Source organism: Caulobacter sp. GSs2 (assembly GCF_058680895.1).
This window is the reverse complement of sequence record NZ_CM178725.1, coordinates 3,501,525-3,524,440: the sequence shown is the minus strand read 5'-3', so window position 1 is coordinate 3,524,440 and position 22,916 is coordinate 3,501,525. Positions and strand designations below refer to the sequence as shown.

Here is a 22,916-nt window from a genome sequence, read left to right as displayed (position 1 = left end):
CTCAGGCGATCGCGGGAGCGAGGGCGGGCTGCATCTGTTCAGACGCGGCTTGGGACGGCATCCGGATCGTGCGCCAGATGTTGACGATCATGATCACGGCGCCGGCGAGGTACATCAGGCCGCCAACGGTGCGGATGACGTTCTCGACGTGCTTGGCGGAAACCGTCTCGATGAAGCTGTAGGCCAGGAACCCCTGGGGCGTGTATTCGCGCCACATCAGGCCTTCCATGATGCCCGACACCCACATCGCGGCGATGTAGAGCAGGATCCCGGTGGTCGCGATCCAGAAGTGCCACTCGATCAGCTTGTTCGAATACATGTCGGCCTTCTTCCAGAGCCACGGCACCAGGCAGTAGATGGCGCCGAAGCTGATGAAGCCGACCCAGCCCAGGGCGCCGGAGTGCACGTGGCCGATGGTCCAGTCGGTGTAGTGGGAGAGCGCGTTGACCGCGCGGATCGACATCACCGGGCCTTCGAAGGTGCTCATGCCGTAGAAGGCGATCGAGACGACCATCATCCGGACCACGGGGTCGGTGCGCAGCTTGTCCCACGCGCCCGACAGGGTCATCAGACCGTTGATCATGCCGCCCCAGGACGGCATCCACAGCATGATCGAGAAGGTCATGCCCAGGGTCTGGGCCCACTGCGGCAGCGCCGTGTAGTGCAGGTGGTGCGGGCCGGCCCAGATGTAGATGAAGATCAGGGCCCAGAAGTGCACGATCGACAGGCGATAGCTGTAGACCGGCCGCTGAACACGCTTGGGCACGAAGTAGTACATCATGGCCAGGAAGCCGGCGGTCAGGAAGAAGCCGACGGCGTTGTGCCCGTACCACCACTGGGTCAGGGCGTCCTGGACGCCCGAGAAGACGCCGTAGGACTTGTGGTTCAGCAGGCCGACGGGAACGCCGGCGTTATTGACCAAGTGCAGCAGGGCGATGGTGACGATGAAGGCCAGGTAGAACCAGTTGGCAACATAGATATGCGGCTCCTTGCGCTTCCAGAGCGTGCCCAGGAAGACCAGCAGGTAGGCCACCCAGACGATGGTCAGCCAGATATCAACGTACCATTCGGGTTCGGCGTATTCCTTGCCTTGGGTCGCGCCCATCAGATAGCCGGTGGCGGCCATCACGATGAACAGCTGATAGCCCCAGAACACGAACCACGGGGCGATGCCGCCGGCCAGCCGGGCCTTGCAGGTGCGCTGCACGACCCAGAACGACGTGGCGATCAGGGCGTTGCCGCCAAAGGCGAAGATCACCGCCGAGGTGTGCAGGGGTCGCAGGCGTCCGAAGTTCAGAAAACCAAGCTCGGGAAAGTAGAAGATCCGCGGCCAGGACAGTTGGGCGGCGATCAGCACCCCAACCGTGAGGCCCGCCGCACACCAGAACATGGTGGCGATGACCCCGGCCTTGATCACATTGTCGCTGTAGCGGTCTGGCTCGTCCCGCAGGCTGCCCGACGCCAGTCCGGCATTGAGCATGAAGGCCGTCAGAACTGCGGCCAGGGCAAAGGTTCCCATCTGCAGCTGAAAGATCGGATCATGACTGAGCCCCACCCCCATGATGGCGAGAAAGGCGCCGACGATCGCGAAGGCGAGTAACACGGCCGACCCTGCGGGCGGGCCTGTATCAGGGAGAGACGGGGCGGACATTCGGACTCCGTTCAGCGAACTTGGCCCTGCCTCCCACGATTTGTTCGACCCCACTTTGATCCGTATCAAAGCGGCGCTTGGCGCTGTGAATGACCATGGGAGCCATCCTGCGGAGTTGCCGATGTCGTTCCCTACCGTCCACATCTGGGGCAAGCCCCAGACCGCTCTGGCCGTGGCGGCCCTGGTCAGTTGGGCCGTGGCCCTCTGGCAGGCGGCGCCGCGCCTGATGGCGGGTCCGATCTGCAGCAGCGCCCAGGACATCTCGGTTCTGGCGGGTCACTGCCCAGCCTGCCCTGCCGCGCTTGTGGTCAGCCTGGCGCTTCTGACCAGCCTCGCCCTGCGCTGGCGCGACGCGCGCCGGATGACGCCCGTGCAGGCGAGTCGGGCGCAATCGGCCGGATAAGCGACATCGACGACACAGACCTGGTCGCGCTGCTGAAAACCTTATCGGGCTGGGCACAGGCCGACATGGCCCCGGCGATCCTGTCGCGCGCAATCACGTCCTCATTTTCGAGCGCTCACAAAACGGCACGAAGGTCGCGGCGAACAGCTTGACCCGTTCCTCTGACGTGGAGCTCACCTCGGCCAGCCGTTTGCCAGGTTCGCCCAAAGACTTCGCTCCAGGCACGACACTCTGATCCGGCCGGACACCGCAGGATATCTGCTTGCTCGCGGCGCAAACCGACGCGCCGCACGAACAAAGCACAGCAAGATTCACATGACCTTGATCTGACGATTTGTCACAGTTGACAGTCGAACGCTGCAGAAATCCTACATCCACAGAATTGCCGGCCTTTGGATTGTCATCCACCGGAGCGAATACCCAAAATGAGACCACTGGCCGGCCGTTAACTGTAGTTCTCGGCAATGTCTTAAATCGAGCCGCGCTTTGATCTTGGCAAGTTTGGGACACGCCATGCTGCCATCAACCTTGATCAACCTGGAAAAGGCGCGCGCGCTGATCGCCGACAGCAACAGCCAGGCGCAGGACATCCTCGCCTCGGTGCTGGCCGGGTTTGGCCTGCGCAACGTAGTGCGGGTCAACACCGGCCGCGAGGCTCAGGAAGAATTACGCGCCCGTCCCGTCGACCTGATCTTCACCGACGCCCAGATCAAGGATGTGGACGGCTACGACCTGATCGCCTGGCTCAGGCGGCAGAGCAGCGAGACCCTGCGCCAGACGCCCGCGATCCTGGTGTCGGCCCACACGCCTCTGCGCGATGTGGTGCGCGCCCGCGATTGCGGCGCCAGTTTCATGGTGGCCAAACCGCTATCGCCCCAGGTTCTGCTGGAGCGCATTCTCTGGGTCGCCCGCTCGGACCGCGCCTTCATCGAATGTGATGTCTATGTCGGACCTGATCGGCGGTGGCGGAACGCTGGCCCGCCGGTTGAGCATCCCGACGGTCGCCGTCGCGACGACCAGGCCGCCGAGATCGGCCAGGCCGCCGACGACAACCTCAGCCAAACCGAACTGGACCAGTTGGTCAAACCGCAGAGGACAGCCGCGTGAGCGAAGTCAAACGAACCCGAATGAAACCCCGCCTGGCCGAGCTCATGAAGCAGCCCGGCGGTATCTATGCGGCCGAGGCCCTGGAGCGCGCCGAGCAGGCGCTCGAGACCATGCGCGAACCCTTGCTGGGCTCGATCGACGAGGCGCTGATCGAGCTTGAGCGCCTGTCCAACCCCTTCTCGGTTGAGGCCGTGCCCACCCTCTATCGCCTGTCCAGCGACATCATCAACTTCTCGCTGGCCGAAGAAATCAGCGGGGTCGAGCGCGCCGCGCGGTCACTATGCGAGCTGCTGGACGAAGCCTTGCCGAACGACCCGACCACCAGGGCCGGCGTCACGGTCCATGTCGCCAGCCTGAAACTCCTGCACCGCCGGGTGGACGCCGAGATCGACCAGCGCTCGATCCTGGAGGGTCTTGGACGTATTCTTGCCAAGGCTCGGGAGACCGCCAGGGCGCAGGCCGCCTGATTTAAGGCGCGCCTGCCCCTGCGGCGCCTGCCTCAAGCCTCTCGCGGTCTGGCGCAATGGCGCTAAGCTGGGACTCAAACGCGCGTTCGATCCGGACGCGCGTGGATTTGCCCAAGGCTGCACCATGAGCTCCCCTCCCGCCGCGACGGCGACCGACCCTCAACTGCTGCAGGCGCTGCGCGACACCGTCCGCGCCCTGTGTCGCGACTTTCCGGGCAGCTACTGGCGCGGCCTGGATCGCGAGAAGGCCTATCCCACTGATTTCGTCCAGGCGATGACCCGCGCAGGCCTGCTGGGCGTGCTGATCCCCGAGGAATATGGCGGCAGTGGCCTTGGCCTTACGGCGGCGGCGACCATCCTGGAGGAGGTCCACGCCAATGGCGGCAACGCCGCAGCCTTGCACGCCCAGATGTACACCATGGGCACGGTGCTGCGGCACGGATCCGCCCAGCAGAAGCAGACGTGGCTGCCGGCCGTGGCCGACGGCTCGATCCGGCTGCAGGCCTTCGGCGTCACAGAGCCCACCGCCGGCACCGACACCACCTCGATCAGCACCTTCGCCCGCCGCGAGGGCGACACCTATGTGGTCAACGGCCAGAAGGTGTGGACCAGTCGCGCTGAACATTCCGACCTGATGGTGCTGCTGGCCCGCACCACGCCCAAGGATCAGGTCCAGAAGAAGAGCGACGGCCTGTCGGTGTTCCTGGTCGACATGCGCGCGGCCAAGGGGAACGGGCTGACGATCAAGCCGATCGCCACCATGCTGAACCACGCCACCACCGAGGTGTTCTTCGACAATCTGGTCATCCCCGCCGACAGCCTGATCGGCGAAGAGGGCAAGGGCTTCAAATACATCCTCGATGGCATGAACGCCGAGCGCATCCTGATCGCCGCCGAGTGCCTGGGCGACAGCGCCTGGCTGATCGGCAAGGCCCGCGACTACGCCAATGAGCGGCGGGTGTTCAACCGTCCGATCGGCCAGAACCAGGGCGTGCAGTTCCCGATCGCCCGCGCCTATGCCCAGGGTCACGCCGCGCGACTGACCGTCTATGACGCCTGCGCTCGCTATGAGGCCGGCCTGCCCTGCGGCGAGCACGCCAACATCGCCAAGCTGCTGGCCTCCGAGGCCAGTTGGGCCGCCGCCGACATGTGTCTGCAGACCCACGGCGGCTTCGGATTCGCCGAGGAATACGACGTCGAGCGCAAGTTCCGCGAGACCCGGCTGTACCAGGTGGCGCCGATCTCGACGAACATGATCCTGGCCTATGTCGGCGAGCACGTACTGGGCCTGCCGAGGTCGTACTGATGGCCAACATCACCGACTGGATCGGCCGCGAGCGCCGCAGGGTCGAGGTGCTGGCGCCCGGTGATCTGGCGCGGCTGGCGGCGGTGCTCGACCGACCCGAGCCGCCGCTGCAGGTCCCGCCGGCCTGGCACTGGGCCTGCGCTGTCGAGACGCCCCGCCAATCGCAGATCGGCCCCGACGGCCATCCTCTGCGTGGCGGGTTCATGCCCCCAATCGCGGCCCCGCGCCGGATGTTCGCGGCGGCCGAGATGCGGTTCGCGGCGCCCCTCCTGGCCGGCGTCGAGACCGAGTGGGTCGAGCGTGTCGCCTCCATTTCCGAGAAGGCGGGCAAGAGCGGTCCGCTGACCTTCGTCGAGGTCGAGCGGCGGATCTCGCAGGGCGGAGCGCTCTGCATCGCCGAGACCCAGACCATCGTCTATCGCCCCGCCCCGACGCCGGGCGAGCCCGCGCCCTCCCCCGTCGCCGCGCCCGACAACGCCGACTGGCGCATGACCATCACGCCCGATGCGGCGATGCTGATGCGGTTCTCAGCGGCGACCTTCAACGCCCATCGCATCCACTATGACCGGGCCTATGCAGTCGAGGTCGAGGGCTATCCGGGGCTGGTCGTCCACGGACCGCTGATCGCGCTGAGCCTGCTAGAGGCCTTGCCTCCGGGCCGGGCTGTGACAAGCTTCTCGTTCAGAGCCGTGCGTCCGCTGTTCGACGGCGCGTCGTTCGAGGCCTGCGGCAAGCGCGTGGATGGCGGCGCTGAGCTTTGGGCGCGATCGGCCGACGGCTGGCTGGCGATGACGGCGCGGGTGGGGCTGGCTCAATAGCCATCCAAGGCCGTGACGATCAGCCCGGCTCCGCCCCCAGCACCCGCGGATCGTTCTCCAGGCTCGACGTATCGAAGCCGTGATAGAGCGACAGGAAGCGGAACGGGTGCTCCTGATAGCTCTCGAACATGATGTTGTTGATGTCGGTGGTGGTGTCAAAACAGCCCAGCACCGCGCCCGGAACATGCCGCGTCAGGTGATGACGACCCAGCAGCAGGGCGACCTGGTCGATCCAGCGGGTGACGACGTCACGCGCCAGCCGGTCGTCGAGATAGGCCCGCAGGAAATTGAACAGCCGCGCCGCGTTCGGGGTCGGATTGACCAGCAGCAGGTTGGCGGTGATCCGCGAGCCAGCGGCCAGGTTCTTCCAGTTCTCGTTGAAGACCACGTCGGCCATGGCCCACTGCTCCAGCAGGTCGCTGACCCCGCGTTGCAGCAGCAGGTCGATGTCGGAGACGAAGATCGGCCGGCCCAGCGTCTCCAGGAGGCCGCCCAGACGCTGGAAGCGCACCGACTGGAAATGGGCCACCGGCAGGGCGATCAGCCCCTTGGGCGGCGCGTCATAGCAGCGGGTGGCCACCGCCGCCGCATCGAAGTCGTCGCCGACGAAGATCAGCCGCTCGTCGGTCACGCCAACCGACTTGACCGCCTGGGCCAGCCGGTCGCCGCCGCCGATCACGTGGATCACCACCAGACTGGACACGTCACTGTGGCGCAGCACCGACAGGGCGTACCAGCGGCCGTACTGGTCGACATATTTCTCGTCGGCCGCAGCGAAGAACACCGCCCGGGCGTCGAGGCGGTCGGCCAGGGCCTTCAGCCCGGCCGCGTCCAGGGCTTGGCCCGTCGCGGTCAGGAAACGGGCCGGCGGGTCGGACGGCGGCGCGGGGGTCGGCCCGATGATCGCCTCGATATCCAGCGAGCCCAGCAGCGCCCTGTAGTGATGCACCCAGTCGGACCATTCAGGGTCAGAGAGCAGGTCACCCACTGCGACATTGGGAACCTCGGTCGCGAGGTTGGCCAGCAGGGCCAGGTCGCTGTCCGACAGCGGCCGGCACAGCAGCAGGCTCATCGCCTCGTGGAAGTCGCGCAGGCGCACCAGGGGATGGATGTCCTTGTCGGGCGACACCGCCAGCACGGCCCGGCGCTGGAGCTCGGCCTCGTGGTCGCCTGTCGCCCGCGCATGGTCGGCCAGCAGGGTCAGCGCCCCGACATGGCCCGGGTCCAGAACGATCAGTCGCCGGGCCAAGTTCAGGGCCTCTTCCGTGCGACCCAGGGCCTGGTTGCAGCCCATGGCCGCCCCGACCATCTGGGCGCCGCCGGGCATCAGCTCGGCCATCACCGACGCATAGGGCTCGGCCAGGGCCACCTCGCCGCGGTTGAGATGCAGGTTGAAGGCCTGGGAGCCCATAGAGGTCTGCTGCTGGATCAGGGGCCACAGGGCGTGGATATCCGGCGTCAGGGCCCGGGCCTTGACCAGCGCTCGCAGCGCCTCAAGCACCCGCCCGCCCGCCAGATGGCTGCGCGACACCCCAATCCAGGCCGCATAGTCGTGGGCCCCGCCCAGCAGGTGCTCGAACAGGACCAGGGCGTCTTCGGGACGATCCTCGGTGAACAGCCGCTCGGCCAGGGCCAGCACGTCAGCCTGACGGCCGCCGGACGACGACGTCTCAGGGCGGCGCAGCCGGTCGGCGCGCTCGAACAGCACGTCGATCTGCAGCAGCGCATTGTCATGCAGCTGCGGCATCCGGTTGAATTCCATCACGTCGGCGCACTTGAAGCCCATCTGCGCCATCTTGGCGAAGATGTCCTCGGCCCGGGCGCCGCCGATATTGTAGTCGACCAGCGACACCTCGATCTGGATGTAGTCGGCCTTGGCCAACACCGCCTGGCCGCCGACCAGCACGTCCACTTCCGAGCCCTGAGTGTCGATCTTGACGAAATCGAACTGACGGCCGACCAGAAGGTCGTCGATCCGGGCCTTGTCGACCTCGTGCCGGATCGCGGTCTCGTCGTCGAAATATTCGGTGTTTTCACGATAGAGCGAGCTGCCGGTCGATTGTAGCCAGGTCTTGCTGAGGAACAGCTCGCCCTTGCCTGCGACATCCGAGGCCGCCACCTCGTGCCGCTCGAATGGAAGGCGCAGCAGCTTGTCGCGACAATGCGGGTTGGGCTCGATCAGGGTCGGCAGGCAGCCCGGAAACACCTCCAGAAAGGCCTGGGTGTACTCGCCCAGATGCGCGCCGACGTCCAGCATCGTCCGAGGTGCGTAACCCTCGCGCCGCAAGGCTTCGAGGTGCTGGCGGTTCATCGGCGGGTCCTCATCGGCCCTCGGCTGCGGCTATGTCCTCGGCGGTCCAGAACCGGCCGTCGGGGCCCTGCGGACGCGCCAGATGGCGGCGGGTCAGGGCCGCCTTGTACAGGTTCTCGAAATCGCGCTCGACCAGCATCTCGCGATCGTCGCGGTCCAGCGCGATACCGATCTCCAGATAGGCGTCCAGATTGGCGATGTTCGGCGTCGGCCGCTGGCCGGCCTGATACTCGGCGGCCATCGCCTGGAACAGGTCCTCGACGCTGCGCACCAGCAGATCCATGTCGAACAGCACGCTGGTGGCGCGATTGGCCTCCAGCCGCTCGTGCAGGGCGCGCGTCGCGTCGCGGTCGCCCGCCAGGGCCACGGCGCGCTCGACATAGTCTTCCGCCGTCTCGCAGACCAGTTCAGGCAGGCCCGCCGAACGCACCAGGCTGCCGCACACCCGCGAGGCAAAGCTTCGGCCCGACAGGGTCAGCACCGGCACGGCCATCCACAGGGCGTCCGAGGCCGTGGTGTGGGCGCCATAGGGCGCGGTGTCCAGGAACAGGTCGGCCAGCGGATAGCGGGCCATGTGTGTTGGATTGGGCTGCTTGGGCGCGAAGATCAGGCGCTCGCTCTCAACGCCGCGCAGGCGGGCCTGCTCGCGCAGACGGGCATTGGTTTCGGGATTGCTGTCCAGCAGCCACAGCACGCTGCCCGGCGTGCGCTTGAGGATCTCCATCCAGCGCCCGAAGGTGAAGGGTGTGATCTTCTGCGGGCCGTTGAAACAGCAAAAGACAAAGGCCTCCTCGGGCAGGCCGGCGTCGGCGCGGCTCGGCCGGGCCTCCGCCACGATCCGCTTGCGGTCATTGGGCTGGTAGCAGGGGATGCGCCGCACGGCCTCGGAGTAGAAATGTTCGAGTTCCGGCGGCGTGATCCACGGATCGCCGATGATGTAGTGGTGGAACGCGCTGCCCATGGTGCCCGGATAGCCCAGCCAGTTGACCAGGATCGGGGCCGGGCGGCGGGCGAAAACGGGGGTGCGCGAGTCGCGCGTATGGCCGTTCACATCGACAAGGATGTCGATCTGGTCGTCGGCGATCGTGCGGGCCGCCTGCTCGTCGGTCATGCCGCGGATGTCGGTATAGTGCTCGACCGCCACTCGGGTGCGGGCGTTGAGAGGATCAGTCGCCGGTGGGCCGCAGTAATAGGCGAACACCTCGACCTTCTCGCGGTCGTGCAACTCGAACAGCTCGGCCATCAGATAGCCGACGGCGTGGTCGCGCAGGTCGGACGACACATAGCCCACCCGCAGGCGACGGCCGGTCAGGTCGATGGGCGCGTCGCGGCGTTCGGCGACGATGGCCTCGGGCGCGCAGCTGCCGTCGCGGTCGGTGAAGGCGGCGGCGGCGCCCAGCTGCAGCAACGGGTCGTCGGAATAGGCGGCCACCGACAGGGGGTTTATCCCCTTGAGCAGGGCGCGACGATCGACTCGCTCCCACGGCTCCAGCGGCGGCCACTTGCACTGGCCCAGCCGCGCGGCGACCAGCTGGCCGATGGTGTCCAGCTGGGTGGGATCAAGGTCAGCGCAGCGCCACAGGGCGGTCTCGGCGCGGCCGGTCTGCTGAGCCTCCAGCAGGGCGCGGGCCATCTGCTTGTAGGCCGAGAAGACGTAATGGGCGTTGGAGCCGGTGATGGCCAGGGGACGCGTGGCGGCGGCGTTCCAGGTCGCAATCCCCGCTTCCAGCGCCCCGGCCCGCTCCTGCAATCCGCCCAGATTGATATAGGCCGGCAGGAAGTCGGGATTCAGGGCGATGGCCCGCTCCAGATTGGCGATCGCCGTATCAGCGCCGCCGATGTTCGACTGCAGGGTCGCGCAGTTGAACAGGGCAATGAAAAGCTGCGGATGCTCGGGATTGAACTGAATCCAGATCTTGTAGACCTGCTCGGCCATGGCCACCTGGCCAGCCTCGGTATAGCAACCGGCGGCGTTGATCGCATCGCCGAGCGGCAACCCTTGCGTCGTGATGGCCTGGAGCAGGGCGAGGTCGTCGGTTTCAACCATGGTCATCTCAAGCGCGTTTGCGAAGCCGGAGCGCCTCCGACTCGCATCGCGTGATGTTGGCACGTCGCGCAAACCTCACCAATCGCGGCACGACCGGGCCGGGTTCTGACCAGTCGCGTTCTGCCAGGGCGCGCCCTGCCCGGCCGCCGGCGTCCTGCGACGCCGGCGGCCAGAAAGGTCTTAGGTGACGCCCAGATAGGCGATGATCTGCGGATCCGACAGGCTCTGCACCTGGGTGGTGGTCAGAGCGCCGGCCTGGGTGGCGGTCAGGGCCGAGATGTTGGTCGTGCTCAGATTGTCCAGCTGGGTGATCGTCAGGCTGGCCAGCTGCGTACCTTGCAACGATCCGACCTGGGTCTCGTTCAGACCGCCGATGACGGTGTTCGACAGGGCCGAGACCTGGCTGGTGGTCAGGGCCGCAATCTGGGTGTTGAACAGTTCGCCGATATCGGTGGTCGACAGGCCCTTGATCTGGGTCGCCGTCAGGCCCTTGACCTGGGTCGTGCTCAGCGCCGCCGTCTGGGTGGCGTCGAGCGCCGAGACGTTGGTGGCGCTCAGCGCGGCCAGCTGCGTCGTGGTCAGGGCGCCGATCTGGGTATCAAGCAGTTCGCTGATGTCCGTCGTCGACAGGCCACCCAACTGCGCGGTCGTCAGACCCTTGATCTGGGTGGTGTTCAGCGCCGCGACCTGGGTATCGGCCAGGGCCGAGAAGCTGGTCGCCGTCAGGGCGCCAAGTTGCGACGTGCTGAGCGCGGCGACCTGGGTGGTCGACAGCGCCTGCAGGGCGGTCGTGGCGAAGGCCGTGATCTGGCCGGTCGTCAGGGCGCCGACCTGGGTCGCCGACAGTTCGGTGATGTCGGTGGTCGACAGACCCTTCAGCTGGGTGTTGGTCAGGCCCTTGACCTGGGTGGCCGTGAGGCCGGCCATCTGGGTCTCGTTCAGAGCCGACAGGTTGGTGGCGTTCAGGGCCGCCAGCTGCAGGAGGCTCAGCGCCGCCAGTTGGGTGTCGGCCATGGCGCCGGCCTGGGTCGTGTTCAGGGCGGTGATCTGCGAGGTGGTCAGGCCCTTGACCTGGGTCGTGCTCAGGGCCGCGATCTGGGTGTCCTTCATGCCGAACAGCATGCCGGGGCTGAACGACCCCACCTGGGCCGCCGACAGGGCGGCGATCTGGGTGGTGGTGAAGTCAGAACCGATGTCCAGATCGTCCATCGCCGCCAGTTGGGTGGTGGTGATGGCCTTGACCTGGGTCTCGTTCAGCGCCCCGAACTGAGTGGCGTCGAAGGTGCGGATATTGCTGCCCAGGGCCGCGACCTGGGTCGCGGTCAGGGCTGCGATCTGGGTGTCGACCAGGCTGTAGGCCTGATCCACGGTCAGGACCCCGACCTGGGCGGCTGTCAGGCCCTTGATCTGGGTGGCGTTCAGCACATCGATCTGGGTGTCGTACAGCGCCTTGACGCTGGTCGTCGTCAGGCCGGCGATCTGGGTCGCGCTGAGCGCGCCGACCTGGCTGGTCGACAGTTGCTGGACGTTGGTCGCGGTGAAGGCGCCGATCTGGGCCGCCGTCAGAGCGCCGACCTGGGTGGTCGACAGCTCGGTGATGTCGGTGATCGACAGACCCTTCAGCTGGGTGGCCGTCAGCGCCTGCACCTGGGTGTTGCTCAGGGCCGCGACCTGGGTGTCGGCCAGGGACGAGACATTGGTCTCGGACAGGGCCTTCAATTGATCCGCCGTCAGGGCGCCGATCTGGGTCTCGGAGAACTGGGCCATGTCGCCCGTGTTCAGACCCTTCAGCTGGGTCGCCGTCAGGCCCTTGATCTGGGTGGTGCTCAGAGCGGCCACCTGGGTCTGGTCAAGCGCCGACAGGTTGGTCGCCGTCAGGCTGGTCAGCTGGGTCGGGGTCAGGGCGGCGATCTGGGTATCGAGCAGCTCAGCGATGTCGGTGACCTTCAGACCCGACAGTTGCGAGGCCGTCAGACCCTTGATCTGCGTGGCGTTCAGGGCCGCAACCTGGGTGTCGGCCAGGGCCGAGAAGGCCGTGGCGGTCAGGACGCTGATCTGGGCCGCGCTGAGGGCGCCGACCTGGGTGGTCGACAGGGCCTGCAGGTTGGGGATGTCCACCGCCGCGATCTGCGCGGTGGTCAGGGCGCCGACCTGGCCGGCCGAGAGCTCGCCGATGTCGGTGGTGTTGAGGCCCTTGATCTGGGTCGTGGTCAGAACCTTGATCGAGGTCGTCGAGATGGCCGCGATCTGGGTCTCGTTCATCGCCGAGATGTTGGTGGCGCTCAGCGCCGTCAACTGCGCCGTCGTCAGGGCCGCAACCTGGGTGCCGGCCAGCTCACCGATGTCGGTGGTGCTGAACGCGGCCAGCTGCGTGTTGGTCAGACCCTTGATCTGGGTGGCGTCCAGGGCCGCCATCTGGGTGTCGGCGAGCGCCGAGACCCCGGTGGTCGACAGGGCGCCCAACTGGGTCGCGGTCAGGGCTGAGACCTGGGTCGCGGCCAGCTCGCCGATGTCAGCGGCCGAGAGCCCCTTCAACTGCGTGGCCGTCAGGCCCTTGATCTGGGTGCCGTTCAGCGCCGCGACCTGGGTGTCGACCAGGGCCGAGACATTGGTCGCGCTGAGGGCGCCGATCTGGGCGGCGCTCAAGGCGCCGACCTGGGTGTCGGCCAGATCACCGACATTGCCGGCGGTGAGGCCCGCGACCTGAGCCGTGGTCAGGCCCTTGACCTGGGTGGTGCTGAGGGCCGCGAACTGGGTGTCGGCCAGCAGGGTAACGCTGGTGACCGACAGCGCGCCGATCTGGGTGGCCGAGAGGCCGCCGATCTGGGTGGTGGACAGCGCCTGCAGGTTGGTGACCGACAGCGCGCCCACCTGGGCGGCGCTCAGGGCGCCGACCTGGGTGGCGGAAAGTTCGCCGATATCGGTGACCGTCAGGCCCTTCAGCTGGGTTGTGCTCAGCGCCTGGACCTGGGTGCTGGCCAGGGCGCCGACCTGGGTCTCGCTAAGGGCCGAGACGTTGGTCTCCGACAGCGCCTTCAACTGCTCGGCGCTCATGGCGGCCACCTGGGTGGTCGTCAGTTCGGCCATGTCGGTGGTCGACAGACCCTTCAGCTGGGTGGCCGTCAGACCCTTGATCTGGGTCGTCGACAGGGCTGCCGTCTGGGTTTCATTCAGGGCCGAGATGCTGGTCGCCGTCAGGGCGTTCAGCTGGACGACCGTCAAGGCCTGCACCTGGGTGTCGGCCAGTTCGCCCACGTCCGTCGTGCTCAGACCCTTCAGCTGGGTCGCGGTCAGACCCTTGATCTGGGTGGCGTTCAGGGTGGCGACCTGGGTGTCGACCAGGGCCGAGAAGCCGGTGGCGCTGAGCGCGCCCAGCTGGGTGGCGCTGAGCACCGCGATCTGGGTTTCGGCCAGATCACCGATGTTGCCGGCGGTCAGATTGGACAGCTGGCCGGTCGTCAGACCCTTGATCTGGGTGGTGCTCAGGGCGGCCAGCTGGGTGTCGGCCAGCTGGGCGATGCTGGTCGCCGCCAAGGCGCCGATCTGGGCGGCGCTGATGCCGCCGATCTGGGTCGTCGACAGTTGCTGCAGGTTGGTGATCGACAGGGCCGCGACCTGGGCGGCAGCCAGAGCGCCCACCTGGGTGGCCGACAGCTCGGTGATGTCGGTGGTCGACAGACCCTTCAGCTGGGTGGTGCTCAGCGCCTGGACCTGGGTGTTGCTCAGGGCGGCGATCTGGGTGTCGACCAGGGCGGAGATGTTGGTTTCCGACAGAGCCTTCAGCTGATCAGCCGTCAGGGCCCCGACCTGCGTGCTCGACAGCTCGCCAATGTCGCCTGTGTTCAGACCCCGGATCTGGGTCGCCGTCAGACCCTTGACCTGGGTGGTGCTCAGAGCGGCGACCTGCGTCTGGTCAAGCGCCGAGAAGCTGGTCGCGGTCAGGCTGCCCAGTTGGGCGGCGCTGAGGGCGCCGATCTGGGTGTCGGCCAGTTCTGCGATGTCGGTGGTGTTCAGACCGGCGACCTGGAGGTTGGTCAGGCCCTTGATCTGGGTGGTGCTGAGGGCGGCGACTTGGGTGTCGACCATGGCCGAGAAGTTCGAGGCGGTCAGGGCCCCGATGTGCGAGGCCGACAGGGCGCCGACCTGGGTGACCGACAGGGCCTTCAGGTTGGTGGTGTCCAGGGCCGCAAACTGCGCGGTCGTCAGGGCGCCGACCTGGGTCGAAGACAGCTCGCTGATGTCGGTGGCGTTGAGCCCCTTCACCTGGGTCGTCGACAGAGCCTTGATCTGGGTGGCGCTCAGAGCGGCCGTCTGGGTCTCATTGAGCGCGGAAATGTTGGTGGCGCTGACGGCGGAGAGCTGCGTCGTGGTCAGGGCGGCGACCTGGGTGTCGGCCAGTTCGCCCATGTCCGTGGTGTTCAGGGCAGCCAGTTGCGTGGTCGTCAGACCCTTGATCTGGGTGGCGTTCAGAGCCGCCATCTGGGTGTCGACAAGAGCCGAGACGCCGGTCGCCGTCAGGCTGCCCAGCTGCGTCGCGGTCAGGGCGCCGACCTGGGTGTCGGCCAGTTCGCCGATGTCGCCGGCCGAGAGACCCTTCAGCTGGGTCGCCGTAAGGCCCTTGATCTGGGTGGTGCTGAGCGCGGCGACCTGGGTGTCGACCAGGGCCGAGACGTTCGTCGCGCTGAGGGCGCCGATCTGGGCGGCGCTGAGGGCGCCGACCTGGGTGTCGGCCAGATCGGCGATGTTGCCGGTGGTCAGGGCGCCGAGCTGGGCCGTCGTCAGCCCCTTCACCTGAGTGGTGCTGAGAGCCGCGAACTGGGTGTCGGCCAGCAGCGAGACGCTGGTCGGAGCCAGGGCGGCGATCTGCGTGGCGCTCATCCCGCCGATCTGGGTCGTCGACAGTTGCTGCAGGTTGGTCACCGACAGGGCGCTGATCTGGGCCGTGGCGAGGGCGCCGACCTGGGTGGCCGACAGTTCGGTGATGTCGGTGGTCGACAGACCCTTCAGCTGGGTGGCCGTCAGAGCCTGGACCTGGGTGTTGCTCAGGGCGGTGACCTGGGTCTGGCTCAGGGCCGAGATGTTGGTTTCCGACACAGCCTTCAGCTGGTCGGCGGTCAGGGCCGCGATCTGGGTGTCGAGCAACTCACCAATGTCGGTGGTGGACAGGCCCTTGATCTGGGTGGCCGTCAGGCCCTTGATCTGGGTCGCGTTCAACGCGGCGACCTGGGTGTCGACCATGGCCGAGAAGCCGGTGGCGCTCAGCGCGCCCAGCTGGGTCGCCGTCAGGGCCGCGACCTGGGTTTCGGCCAGCTCGCCGATGTCGCCCGCCGACAGGTTCTTCAGCTGAGTGGCCGTCAAGGCCTTGATCTGGGTGGTGCTCAGGGCCGCCGTCTGGGTCTGGCTCAGGGCCGAGACGCTGGTGGCGCTGAGCGCCGCGACCTGGGTCGGGGTCAGCGCGGCCACCTGGGTGTCGGCCAGTTCGCCGATGTCGGTGGTGGTCAGGGCGGCCAGCTGCGAAGTCGTCAGACCCTTGATCTGGGTGGAATTCAGCACAGCGACCTGGGTGTCGACCAGGGCCGAGAAGGCCGTCGTGCTCAGGGCGCCGATCTGGGCGGCGGTCAGCGAACCGACCTGGGTCGTCGTCAGGGCCTGCAGGTTGGTGATGCCGAGCGCCGAGGTCTGGGACGGCGTCAGGGCGCCGATCTGGTCAGCCGTCAGCTCGGTCATGTCGGTGGTCGACAGACCCTTCAGCTGGGTCGTCGACAGACCCTTGATCTGGGTCGCCGTCAGGGCCTGGGTCTGGGTCTGGTCAAGCGCCGAGATGTTGGTCGCCGTCAGCGAACCCAGCTGGGCCACGGTGAGAGCCTGGATCTGGGTGTCGACCAGTTCGCCCATGTCGCCGGTCGTCAGTCCCGCCAGCTGGGTGGCCGTCAGGCCCTTGATCTGCGTTGCGTTGAGCGCCGCCGTCTGGGTCTGGTTCAGGGCCGAGACGCCCGTGGCCGACAGGGCTCCGATCTGGACCGCGGTCAGGGCCGCAACCTGGGTGTCGGCCAGCTCGCCGATGTCGGTGGCCGACAGGCCTTTCAGCTGATTGGCCGTCAGGCCCTTGATCTGCGTGGTGCTGAGAGCCGCCACTTGGGTGTCGGCGAGGGCCGAGACATTGGTCGCGCTGAGCGAGGTGATCTGGATCGCCGTCAGGGCGCCGACCTGGGTGCCAGCCAGAAAGCCGACATTGGTGGTCGTCAGGGCGGCCAGCTGGCCGGCCGTCAGGCCCTTGATCTGGGTCGTGTTGAGAGCCGCGAACTGGGTGTCGGCCAGCAGGGTGACGCTGGTGTTCGACAGGGCGGCGATCTGCGAGGCGCTGATGCCGCCAATCTGGGTGGTCGACAGCTGCTGCAGGTTGGTGACCGACAGGGCGCTGATCTGGGCCGTGGCGAGGGCGCCGACCTGGGTGGCCGACAGCTCGGTGATGTCGGTGGTCGACAGACCCTTCAGCTGGGTGGTCGACAGAGCCTGGACCTGGGTGTTGCTCAGGGCGGCGATCTGGGTGTCGACCAGGGCCGAGATATTGGTCTCGGTCAGGGCCTTCAGCTGGTCGGAGGTCAGGGCGCCGATCTGGGTGGTCGACAGATCGCCCATGTCGGCGGTGCTGAGGCCCTTGATCTGAGTGGCGGTCAGACCCTTGATCTGCGTCGTGCTGAGCGCGGCGGTCTGGGTGGCGTCCAGGGCCGAGATATTGGTCGTCGACAGGCTGGATAGCTGGGTCGGCGTCAGGGCCGCGACCTGGGTATCGGCCAGTTCGGCAATGTCGCCGGTCGTGAGCCCCTTAAGCTGGGTCGCCGTCAGAGCCTTGATCTGCGTGGCGTTCAAGGCCGCAGTCTGAGTGGCGTCGAGCGCGGACACACCGGTGGCGCTGAGCGACGAAACCTGGGTTGCCGTCAGGGCCGCGACCTGGGTGCCGGCCAGTTCAGCGATGTCGCCGGCGGTCAGGGCGGCCAGCTGCGAGGTCGTCACGCCCTTGATCTGGGTGGCGTTGAAGGTTGCGACCTGGGTGTCGGCCAGAGCCACGAAATTGGCGGCGCTCAAAGAGCCGATCTGCGAGGCCGACAGCGCGCCGGTCTGGGTGGTCGACAGCGCCTGGACCTGGGTGTTGGCCAGAATCGCGACCTGCGCCGTGGTCAGTGCGCCGACCTGGGTTTCCGACAGTTCGCTGATGTCAGTGGTGGTCAGGCCCTTAACCTGGGTGGTCGTCAGGCTCTTGATCTGCGTCGCGTTCAGCGCCGCCGTCTGGGTGGCGTCGAGCGTCGACAGGCTGGTTGCCGTCAGGGCGGAGACCTGCACGGCCGTCAGGGCGGCGACCTGGGTGTCCAGCAGCTTGCTGACGTCGGTGGTGCTCAGATCCTTCAGCTGGCTGGTCGTCAGGCCCCGGATCTGGCTGACGTTCAGCGCGGCCACCTGGGTGTCGGCCAGAGCCGAGACCTGGGTCGAAGCCAGGGTTCCGAGTTGCAGGGCCGACAGGGATCCGACCTGGGTGGTCGAAAGCTCGCCGATGTCAGTGGTGCTCAGGCCCTTCAGCTGGGTCGCCGTCAGGCTACCGATCTGGGTGGTGGACAGCGCCGCCACCTGGGTGACATCGAAGGTCGAAACCTGGGCGCCCGACAGGGCGCCCAGCTGGGCGACGGTCAGGGCCTGCACCTGGGTGTTGGCCAGTTCGCTGATGTCAGTTGTCGTCAGACCCTTGAGCTGCGTCGCCGTGACGCCCTTGATCTGGGTGGTCGAGAGGGCGGCGACTTGCGTGTCGACCAGGCCCGAGAACTTGGTGGCCGACAGCACACTGACCTGCGTCGCGCTCAGCGCGCCGATGTGGGAGGTGTCGAGGCCGGCGAGTTGGGTCGAGGTCAGGGCCGAGACCTGCTGGCCGCTGAGGGTCGTCAGTTGACTGACATCGAAGACCACGCTGGGCGCGAACTTCGGGATCTGGGTGGTGGTTAGGGCCTTGATCTGGGTCGCGCTGAGCGCCGCGACCTGGGTATCGGCCAGGACCTCAATGCCGCTGGCATTGATGGCCCCGATCTGGGTGGAGCTGAGCGACTGGATCTCGGTCGTCGACAGGGCCTGGATAGCGCTGGCGGGAAGGGCCGAGATTTGAGCGGCGGAGAGGCTCGAGATCGACATGCAGCTGTCCTGGCCGGGGTCCGCGCGGAGCGCGCGAAACTCTAACGCTTTTCGGAAACGGAGCCTGGATATGCGGGCGCCGACTCTGACCGACTCCGGTCGAGTTCCGGTAACCTTATTTTCTTTCCAATAGGTTTCAACGGGACATGCAGCCGCAGTCCCGGGACACGCCGGACAAAGACCTCAGAAGATCGAGGTCAAACGGCCAGATCTGCGCAAAGCCCTTCAATATCAAAGCCTGAGCCAGCAAATGAAGCGATGGTTTTTCTGCTCGCCCCGCTACGTGCGGCCTGTTCAGGACGTCTAGTTCAAGGCCGCGATCGCCACCATGGCGACTGCCGACGATGTCTGGCCAAGCAAGGTGATTCGTCGGTTCCTTAAGGAACGCGCTTAATTTCGGTTATTCAGTTGGTTCTACTCGGCCGAAACCCGCTCCACCGTCGCCGCCAAAAGATAGCCTTCATACCTCACGGTACGGATCAATTTTCGCCCCCCTTCGACATGGCTCAACTTGGATCTCAGACGGCTCATGGTGACATTGATCTGCTGTGGCCCGACGCGCCCCTCCCCGCCCCGAGGCCCCTGCATCAGCTGCTCGCGAGTCAAGATCTGCTGAGGCCTGGAAACCAGGGTCAGCAGCAGCGTGAACTCGGCCGACGACAGGTCGACCACCCCGCCATAGGGGTCCAGCAGCTGATGGGCGGCGACGCTGAGACGCCAGCCGTTGAACCGGTAGACGATGAAGCGATCATCGTCCCGACCCGGTCGAGCGCAGTCGCGGCGGCGGCGCAGCACCGAGCGGATTCGGGCCAGAAGCTCCCTTGGTCGATACGGCTTGGCCAGGTAGTCGTCGGCGCCCATCTCCAGCCCGACGACGATGTCGCTCTCCTCGGCCAGCGCGCTGACCACAACCAGCCCCGGAGATGGCGTCCGCTCCCGCAGGCGCCCGCAGACCGACAGTCCGCCCTCGTCAGGCAGCATGATGTCGAGCACGACGATGTCGATTTCGATCTCGCTGAGGATCCGGTCCATCTGCCGGCCAGACGACGCCGCGACGACCTCATATTCGTGCCGCGAGAGCAGATCGCTCAGCGAGGCGCGGGCCGCCGGGTCGGGGTCGAGCAGGAGAATTCTTTGACGCACGGCGGCAATGCTTCCGAAACCTGGGGGAACCCCTGGCTATCAGTCACGTTTGGCGCGGGAATTTCATATCCGGCTGCATTGTACTGAAACACGCTTGAAACCATGGCCCGATTGTGGCGCGGCCGGATCTAGAACATCGCCCGGCCCGATAGTCTCAGATTGTACTTGGTCTGCTTGCGCGAGGCCTCGGCTCCGCCCTCCAGCGCGAGGTACGACATCGCCGATCCGGCCCGCAGCGCCAGGCCCAGGGTCACCGCGCCCTGCTTGTCGTTGAGCGAGGCCAGGGTGAAGGACGATCCGCTCTGGAAGCGGGCGACGGTGTCGCCGACCTCGCCGGCCAGGGTCTGGCGATAGCCCAGCCGCACCTCGGGCCGCCACCAGATGTCCTGGCCGAAATGGGCCCCGAACACGATCCCGGCGTCGCCGCTGAGATTGCTGAAGGCCCGGGAGCCAACGGTCAGGTCAAAGCCGTCGCCACCGCCGCTTTCGACCCGCCGGCCCTCGCTCAGATAGACATAGTCAAGCCGCGCCTCGGGCCGGGCGTAGAAGCGGCCCAGCGGCTGCTCATAGGCGATCCCGGCGAAGGCGTTGGCGGTCGCGCCGTTCCAGTGGGCGGTGTTGGTCAGGATGACATCGGCGGTTCCGTCGCTGTCGGCATCCTCGCTGATGAAGCTGCGGTCGCCGGTCAGCCAGCCATAGCCGCCCCCGCCGCCCAGATTGAACCGCCAGCCACCGACCGCGCGCCGCCAGTAGAGGCCGGCCTGGACGAACGAGGCGCTCGTCTCCTCGCCGACCTTGGCATAGGTGTCATGCTCCTCGATGCTGACCACCGCCAGGGTCGCGCCCAGCGCCCCGCCGGCATCGCCCATCGCCTCATAGCCGGCCACGAAGCCCAGGGCCTGGGTGTCGGAGCCCAGGGTCTCGCCGTCCCGGCGCTGCACCAGGGTGTTGATCTGCTGCACCCAGACGCTGTCGGGGCCATAGCGCTCGCCCTTGTCCGGGCGGATCGCCGTGGCGGCCGAGATCTGCTGGTTCGCCGACTGCAGGGCCGAGAACATCCCCTCCCCCTGGCTGGGCAGCATCTGGTTGTAGAGATTGTAGAAGCCGTCGCTGGTCTGCTGCCCCAGGAAGGCCCCGGCGATGTCGCTGTCCTGGCCCAGGGCGGCGAAGACGGCGTCCCAGGCCGCGCCCTGCGCCACCGTCATGCCGGCCTCAGCCGCCGTGCGCCGCCGCACGTCGATATTGACGCTGTCGCCGGCCTGATAGGCGTTGGCGACATAGAGGAACGGCGCGTCGCCCAGCAGGTCCTGGCTGATCGTCCCCGCCGTCAGGCTGCCGGCCTTGATCACCTCATAGGTCGTCGCATCGGTCAGCAGGTTGTTGAGCGACAGGCCCAGATTGGCGCCCGAGGCGATGGTCGCCGTGTCGACCACAAACCGCGTCGCCGTGCCCGCCTCGGGGTCAACGCTGAAGATCAGCTTGCTGTCGGCGCCCAGGGTCAGGCTGGTGGCCTTGATGTCGCCGGTGTTGGTGAGGCCCAGAGCGCCGGTCCCAACGGTGACGTCCAGCCGGCCGTCAGAGTCCGAAAGATAGGTCAGCACCGAGGCGCCGCCGTCGACCTCCAGCGCATCCGCGCCCGCGCCGAACACGATCTCGCCCACCAGGACGCCGTTGAGGATCCTGACGCTGTCGTCGCCGGACCCCAGCAGCACCTTGCCGACGATGCTGGGCTCGTCGGCGTCATCCACGCCGTCGCCGTCCGTATCGGTGTCGGCAACGTCATCGTCGCCATCGTCGCCGTCATTGACGCCCGACTGGATGATCGAGACGCCGGTGGTGTTCTGGCTGACGTCGATGGCGACGGCTTTGCCCGTGACCGTCTCGTCGGTGGCGTCGTCATTGTCGTCGTCCAGGTCATAGTCGTCGTCGGTGGCCGTGACATAGGCGGCGATCGAGCCGGTGTTGACGATGCTGTTCAGGGTCCCGGCCTTGTCGAGCACCGCATAGGCGGACCCCTTCTCGCCGGAGACCGAGGCCAGGATGCTGCCGGCATTGACCAGGCTGCTCATCGACGCCCCGGCCTCGATGACCAGGCCGCGGGCCGAATAGTCGCCTTCCGAGACCGTGTAGGCGCTGATCGCGCCGGTGTTCCACAGGGTGTCGGCCACCGCGCCGGACTTCAGCCGCAGCCCGGTCGTCTGGGCCTCATAGGCGCTGGCGCTCAGCGAGCCGCTCAGCCGCACGCCGCCGGTGATCAGGGTCGAATAGCCGGCGTCGCCACCCAATTGCACCGCCGTGGTCTCGATGTTGTCCAGCGAGCCGTTGGCCGCGACCGAGCCCCGGATGATCAGGCCATAGGCGTCGTCGCCGGCTCCCACCGCCCCGATGGTGACCGTGTTGCTTTCCGAGCCGATCTTCAGGGCCGGCGCGCCGCCATAGACGGTGACCGAGGCCGCGCCTTCGCTGCTGTCGGTGACGCCGTCGTCGTCCTCGTCGTCGCTGGTGTCGTCATTGGTGTCGGTGGGCGCGGTGTCCAGCAGCACCCCGCCCGTGACGTCAGCCGTCACCCGCACCGCCGAGCCGCTCTCCAGGATGTCGTCGGCGTCCAGCAGGGCGCGGTCGTCGGGATCGCTGGTCCGGCTGGTGTAGCGATAGCCCGTGGCCGTCACCGAGCCCTGGATGACGAAGGCGCCGTCGACGGCGCTGTCGATCGCTACGCCGGTCGCGCCGCCGCCCGTGACGCTGACCGCCCCCTCGACCGTGACATCGCCGGTCACCGCGCCGCCGACGCGGACGCCATAGCTGTTGTCGCCGACGACCGTGATGGTTCCCGCCTGGGTCAGGGCGCCGACCAGACTGGTTTCCAGGCTCATGCCCGCCGCGCCTGCCCCCTCGACATAGATCGTGCCGGCCGAGGCGTTGACGATATCGCCCGTGAAGGTTCCGGGACCGACGATGCGGACGCCATAGCGCCCGGTCCCCTTGGCGAAGACGCCGTCGAGGTCGCCGTCCTCGTCGCTGTCTTCGTAGTCGTAGTCCTCGGTCAGGCTGATCGAGCCGGCGTTGGTGACCGAGCCCGTATGGCCGCCCAGCACCAGAATGCCGACCGAGTCGGAAACGTCGATGCTGGCCAGGCCGCCGTTCATCGTGACCAGATTGTTGCTGTCCAGCGTGATCATCGCGCCCGAGGCGCTCAGGGTGATCACCCCGTCGGCGGTCACCTTCACATCATCGGCCCCGCCGCCATTGGGGCTGGAGGTGCTGATCGGCGTCGTGCGGCTGCTGCTGGTGACCTCCACCTCGGCCAGGGCGGCGCCCGCGCAGGCGAGCAGAGGTGCGGCGGCGGCCGTGGCGACGAGGAGCTTGCGCAGCATGGATAGACCTTCACGAGACGTCGCGAAGGCCTAGCGAGGCTGGGTGGCCGGGGCGTGTCCGGCTTGTTGCCCGACCGTGGGCTGCGGAAATCTGGCGTTTCGCAACGCCAATCT

Annotated in this window: 11 protein-coding genes; 5 read left to right on the top strand and 6 right to left on the bottom strand. The window is 67.1% G+C overall.

The window, feature by feature from the left end:
* Position 1 precedes the first annotated feature (1 nt).
* Entirely contained in the window at positions 2–1,651 is a 1,650-nt protein-coding gene (gene ccoN / locus ACW17Z_RS17030; protein ID WP_492056879.1) for a cytochrome-c oxidase, cbb3-type subunit I, read from the bottom strand.
* Positions 1,652–1,772: 121 nt separating this feature from the next.
* Here ccoN and ACW17Z_RS17025 point away from each other — a divergent pair, with 121 nt between their 5' ends.
* The 5 genes from ACW17Z_RS17025 to ACW17Z_RS17005 all read left to right on the top strand — a co-directional run bounded on the left by ACW17Z_RS17025 (position 1,773) and on the right by ACW17Z_RS17005 (position 5,752).
* On the top strand, positions 1,773–2,054 hold the full coding sequence (locus ACW17Z_RS17025; RefSeq protein WP_492056878.1) for a hypothetical protein: 282 nt from the start codon (positions 1,773–1,775) through the stop codon (positions 2,052–2,054).
* A gap of 513 nt (positions 2,055–2,567) precedes the next feature.
* A complete protein-coding gene (locus ACW17Z_RS17020; RefSeq protein WP_419320794.1) occupies positions 2,568–3,161 on the top strand; it encodes a response regulator in 594 nt (197 codons plus the stop codon).
* 20 nt (positions 3,162–3,181) lie between these two features.
* On the top strand, positions 3,182–3,628 hold the full coding sequence (locus tag ACW17Z_RS17015; protein WP_419320793.1) for a bifunctional DNA primase/polymerase: 447 nt from the start codon (positions 3,182–3,184) through the stop codon (positions 3,626–3,628).
* A gap of 124 nt (positions 3,629–3,752) precedes the next feature.
* Complete coding sequence (locus ACW17Z_RS17010; protein ID WP_492056877.1) at positions 3,753–4,934, top strand: acyl-CoA dehydrogenase family protein; 1,182 nt, start codon at positions 3,753–3,755, stop codon at positions 4,932–4,934.
* A complete protein-coding gene (locus ACW17Z_RS17005; protein ID WP_492056876.1) occupies positions 4,934–5,752 on the top strand; it encodes an HTD2 family dehydratase in 819 nt (272 codons plus the stop codon). The genes ACW17Z_RS17010 and ACW17Z_RS17005 overlap by 1 nt, the downstream gene beginning before the upstream one ends.
* A gap of 19 nt (positions 5,753–5,771) precedes the next feature.
* Here ACW17Z_RS17005 and ACW17Z_RS17000 read toward each other — a convergent pair whose 3' ends face one another.
* The 5 genes from ACW17Z_RS17000 to ACW17Z_RS16980 all read right to left on the bottom strand — a co-directional run bounded on the left by ACW17Z_RS17000 (position 5,772) and on the right by ACW17Z_RS16980 (position 22,802).
* A complete protein-coding gene (locus ACW17Z_RS17000) occupies positions 5,772–8,063 on the bottom strand; it encodes an FkbM family methyltransferase (protein WP_492056875.1) in 2,292 nt (763 codons plus the stop codon).
* 10 nt (positions 8,064–8,073) lie between these two features.
* The gene (locus ACW17Z_RS16995; protein ID WP_492056874.1) at positions 8,074–10,116 is read right to left on the bottom strand and encodes an O-linked N-acetylglucosamine transferase, SPINDLY family protein; all 2,043 of its coding nucleotides are present in this window, start codon (positions 10,114–10,116) and stop codon (positions 8,074–8,076) included.
* Between the two features lie 174 nt (positions 10,117–10,290).
* Positions 10,291–18,285 (bottom strand): ice nucleation protein, encoded by a 7,995-nt coding sequence (locus ACW17Z_RS16990; RefSeq protein WP_492056873.1) that lies wholly within the window; start codon positions 18,283–18,285, stop codon positions 10,291–10,293.
* Positions 18,286–18,699: 414 nt separating this feature from the next.
* Entirely contained in the window at positions 18,700–19,428 is a 729-nt protein-coding gene (locus ACW17Z_RS16985) for a response regulator transcription factor (protein WP_419320786.1), read from the bottom strand.
* A gap of 128 nt (positions 19,429–19,556) precedes the next feature.
* Complete coding sequence (locus ACW17Z_RS16980) at positions 19,557–22,802, bottom strand: autotransporter outer membrane beta-barrel domain-containing protein (protein WP_492056872.1); 3,246 nt, start codon at positions 22,800–22,802, stop codon at positions 19,557–19,559.
* Positions 22,803–22,916 lie beyond the last annotated feature (114 nt).

Coding starts and splice junctions, on each gene's coding strand:
- ccoN (WP_492056879.1), bottom strand. CDS start 1,651: ATGTCCGCCCCGTCTCTCCCTGATACAGGCCCGCCCGCAGGGTCGGCC.
- ACW17Z_RS17025 (WP_492056878.1), top strand. CDS start 1,773: ATGTCGTTCCCTACCGTCCACATCTGGGGCAAGCCCCAGACCGCTCTG.
- ACW17Z_RS17020 (WP_419320794.1), top strand. CDS start 2,568: ATGCTGCCATCAACCTTGATCAACCTGGAAAAGGCGCGCGCGCTGATC.
- ACW17Z_RS17015 (WP_419320793.1), top strand. CDS start 3,182: ATGAAACCCCGCCTGGCCGAGCTCATGAAGCAGCCCGGCGGTATCTAT.
- ACW17Z_RS17010 (WP_492056877.1), top strand. CDS start 3,753: ATGAGCTCCCCTCCCGCCGCGACGGCGACCGACCCTCAACTGCTGCAG.
- ACW17Z_RS17005 (WP_492056876.1), top strand. CDS start 4,934: ATGGCCAACATCACCGACTGGATCGGCCGCGAGCGCCGCAGGGTCGAG.
- ACW17Z_RS17000 (WP_492056875.1), bottom strand. CDS start 8,063: ATGAACCGCCAGCACCTCGAAGCCTTGCGGCGCGAGGGTTACGCACCT.
- ACW17Z_RS16995 (WP_492056874.1), bottom strand. CDS start 10,116: ATGACCATGGTTGAAACCGACGACCTCGCCCTGCTCCAGGCCATCACG.
- ACW17Z_RS16990 (WP_492056873.1), bottom strand. CDS start 18,285: ATGTCGATCTCGAGCCTCTCCGCCGCTCAAATCTCGGCCCTTCCCGCC.
- ACW17Z_RS16980 (WP_492056872.1), bottom strand. CDS start 22,802: ATGCTGCGCAAGCTCCTCGTCGCCACGGCCGCCGCCGCACCTCTGCTC.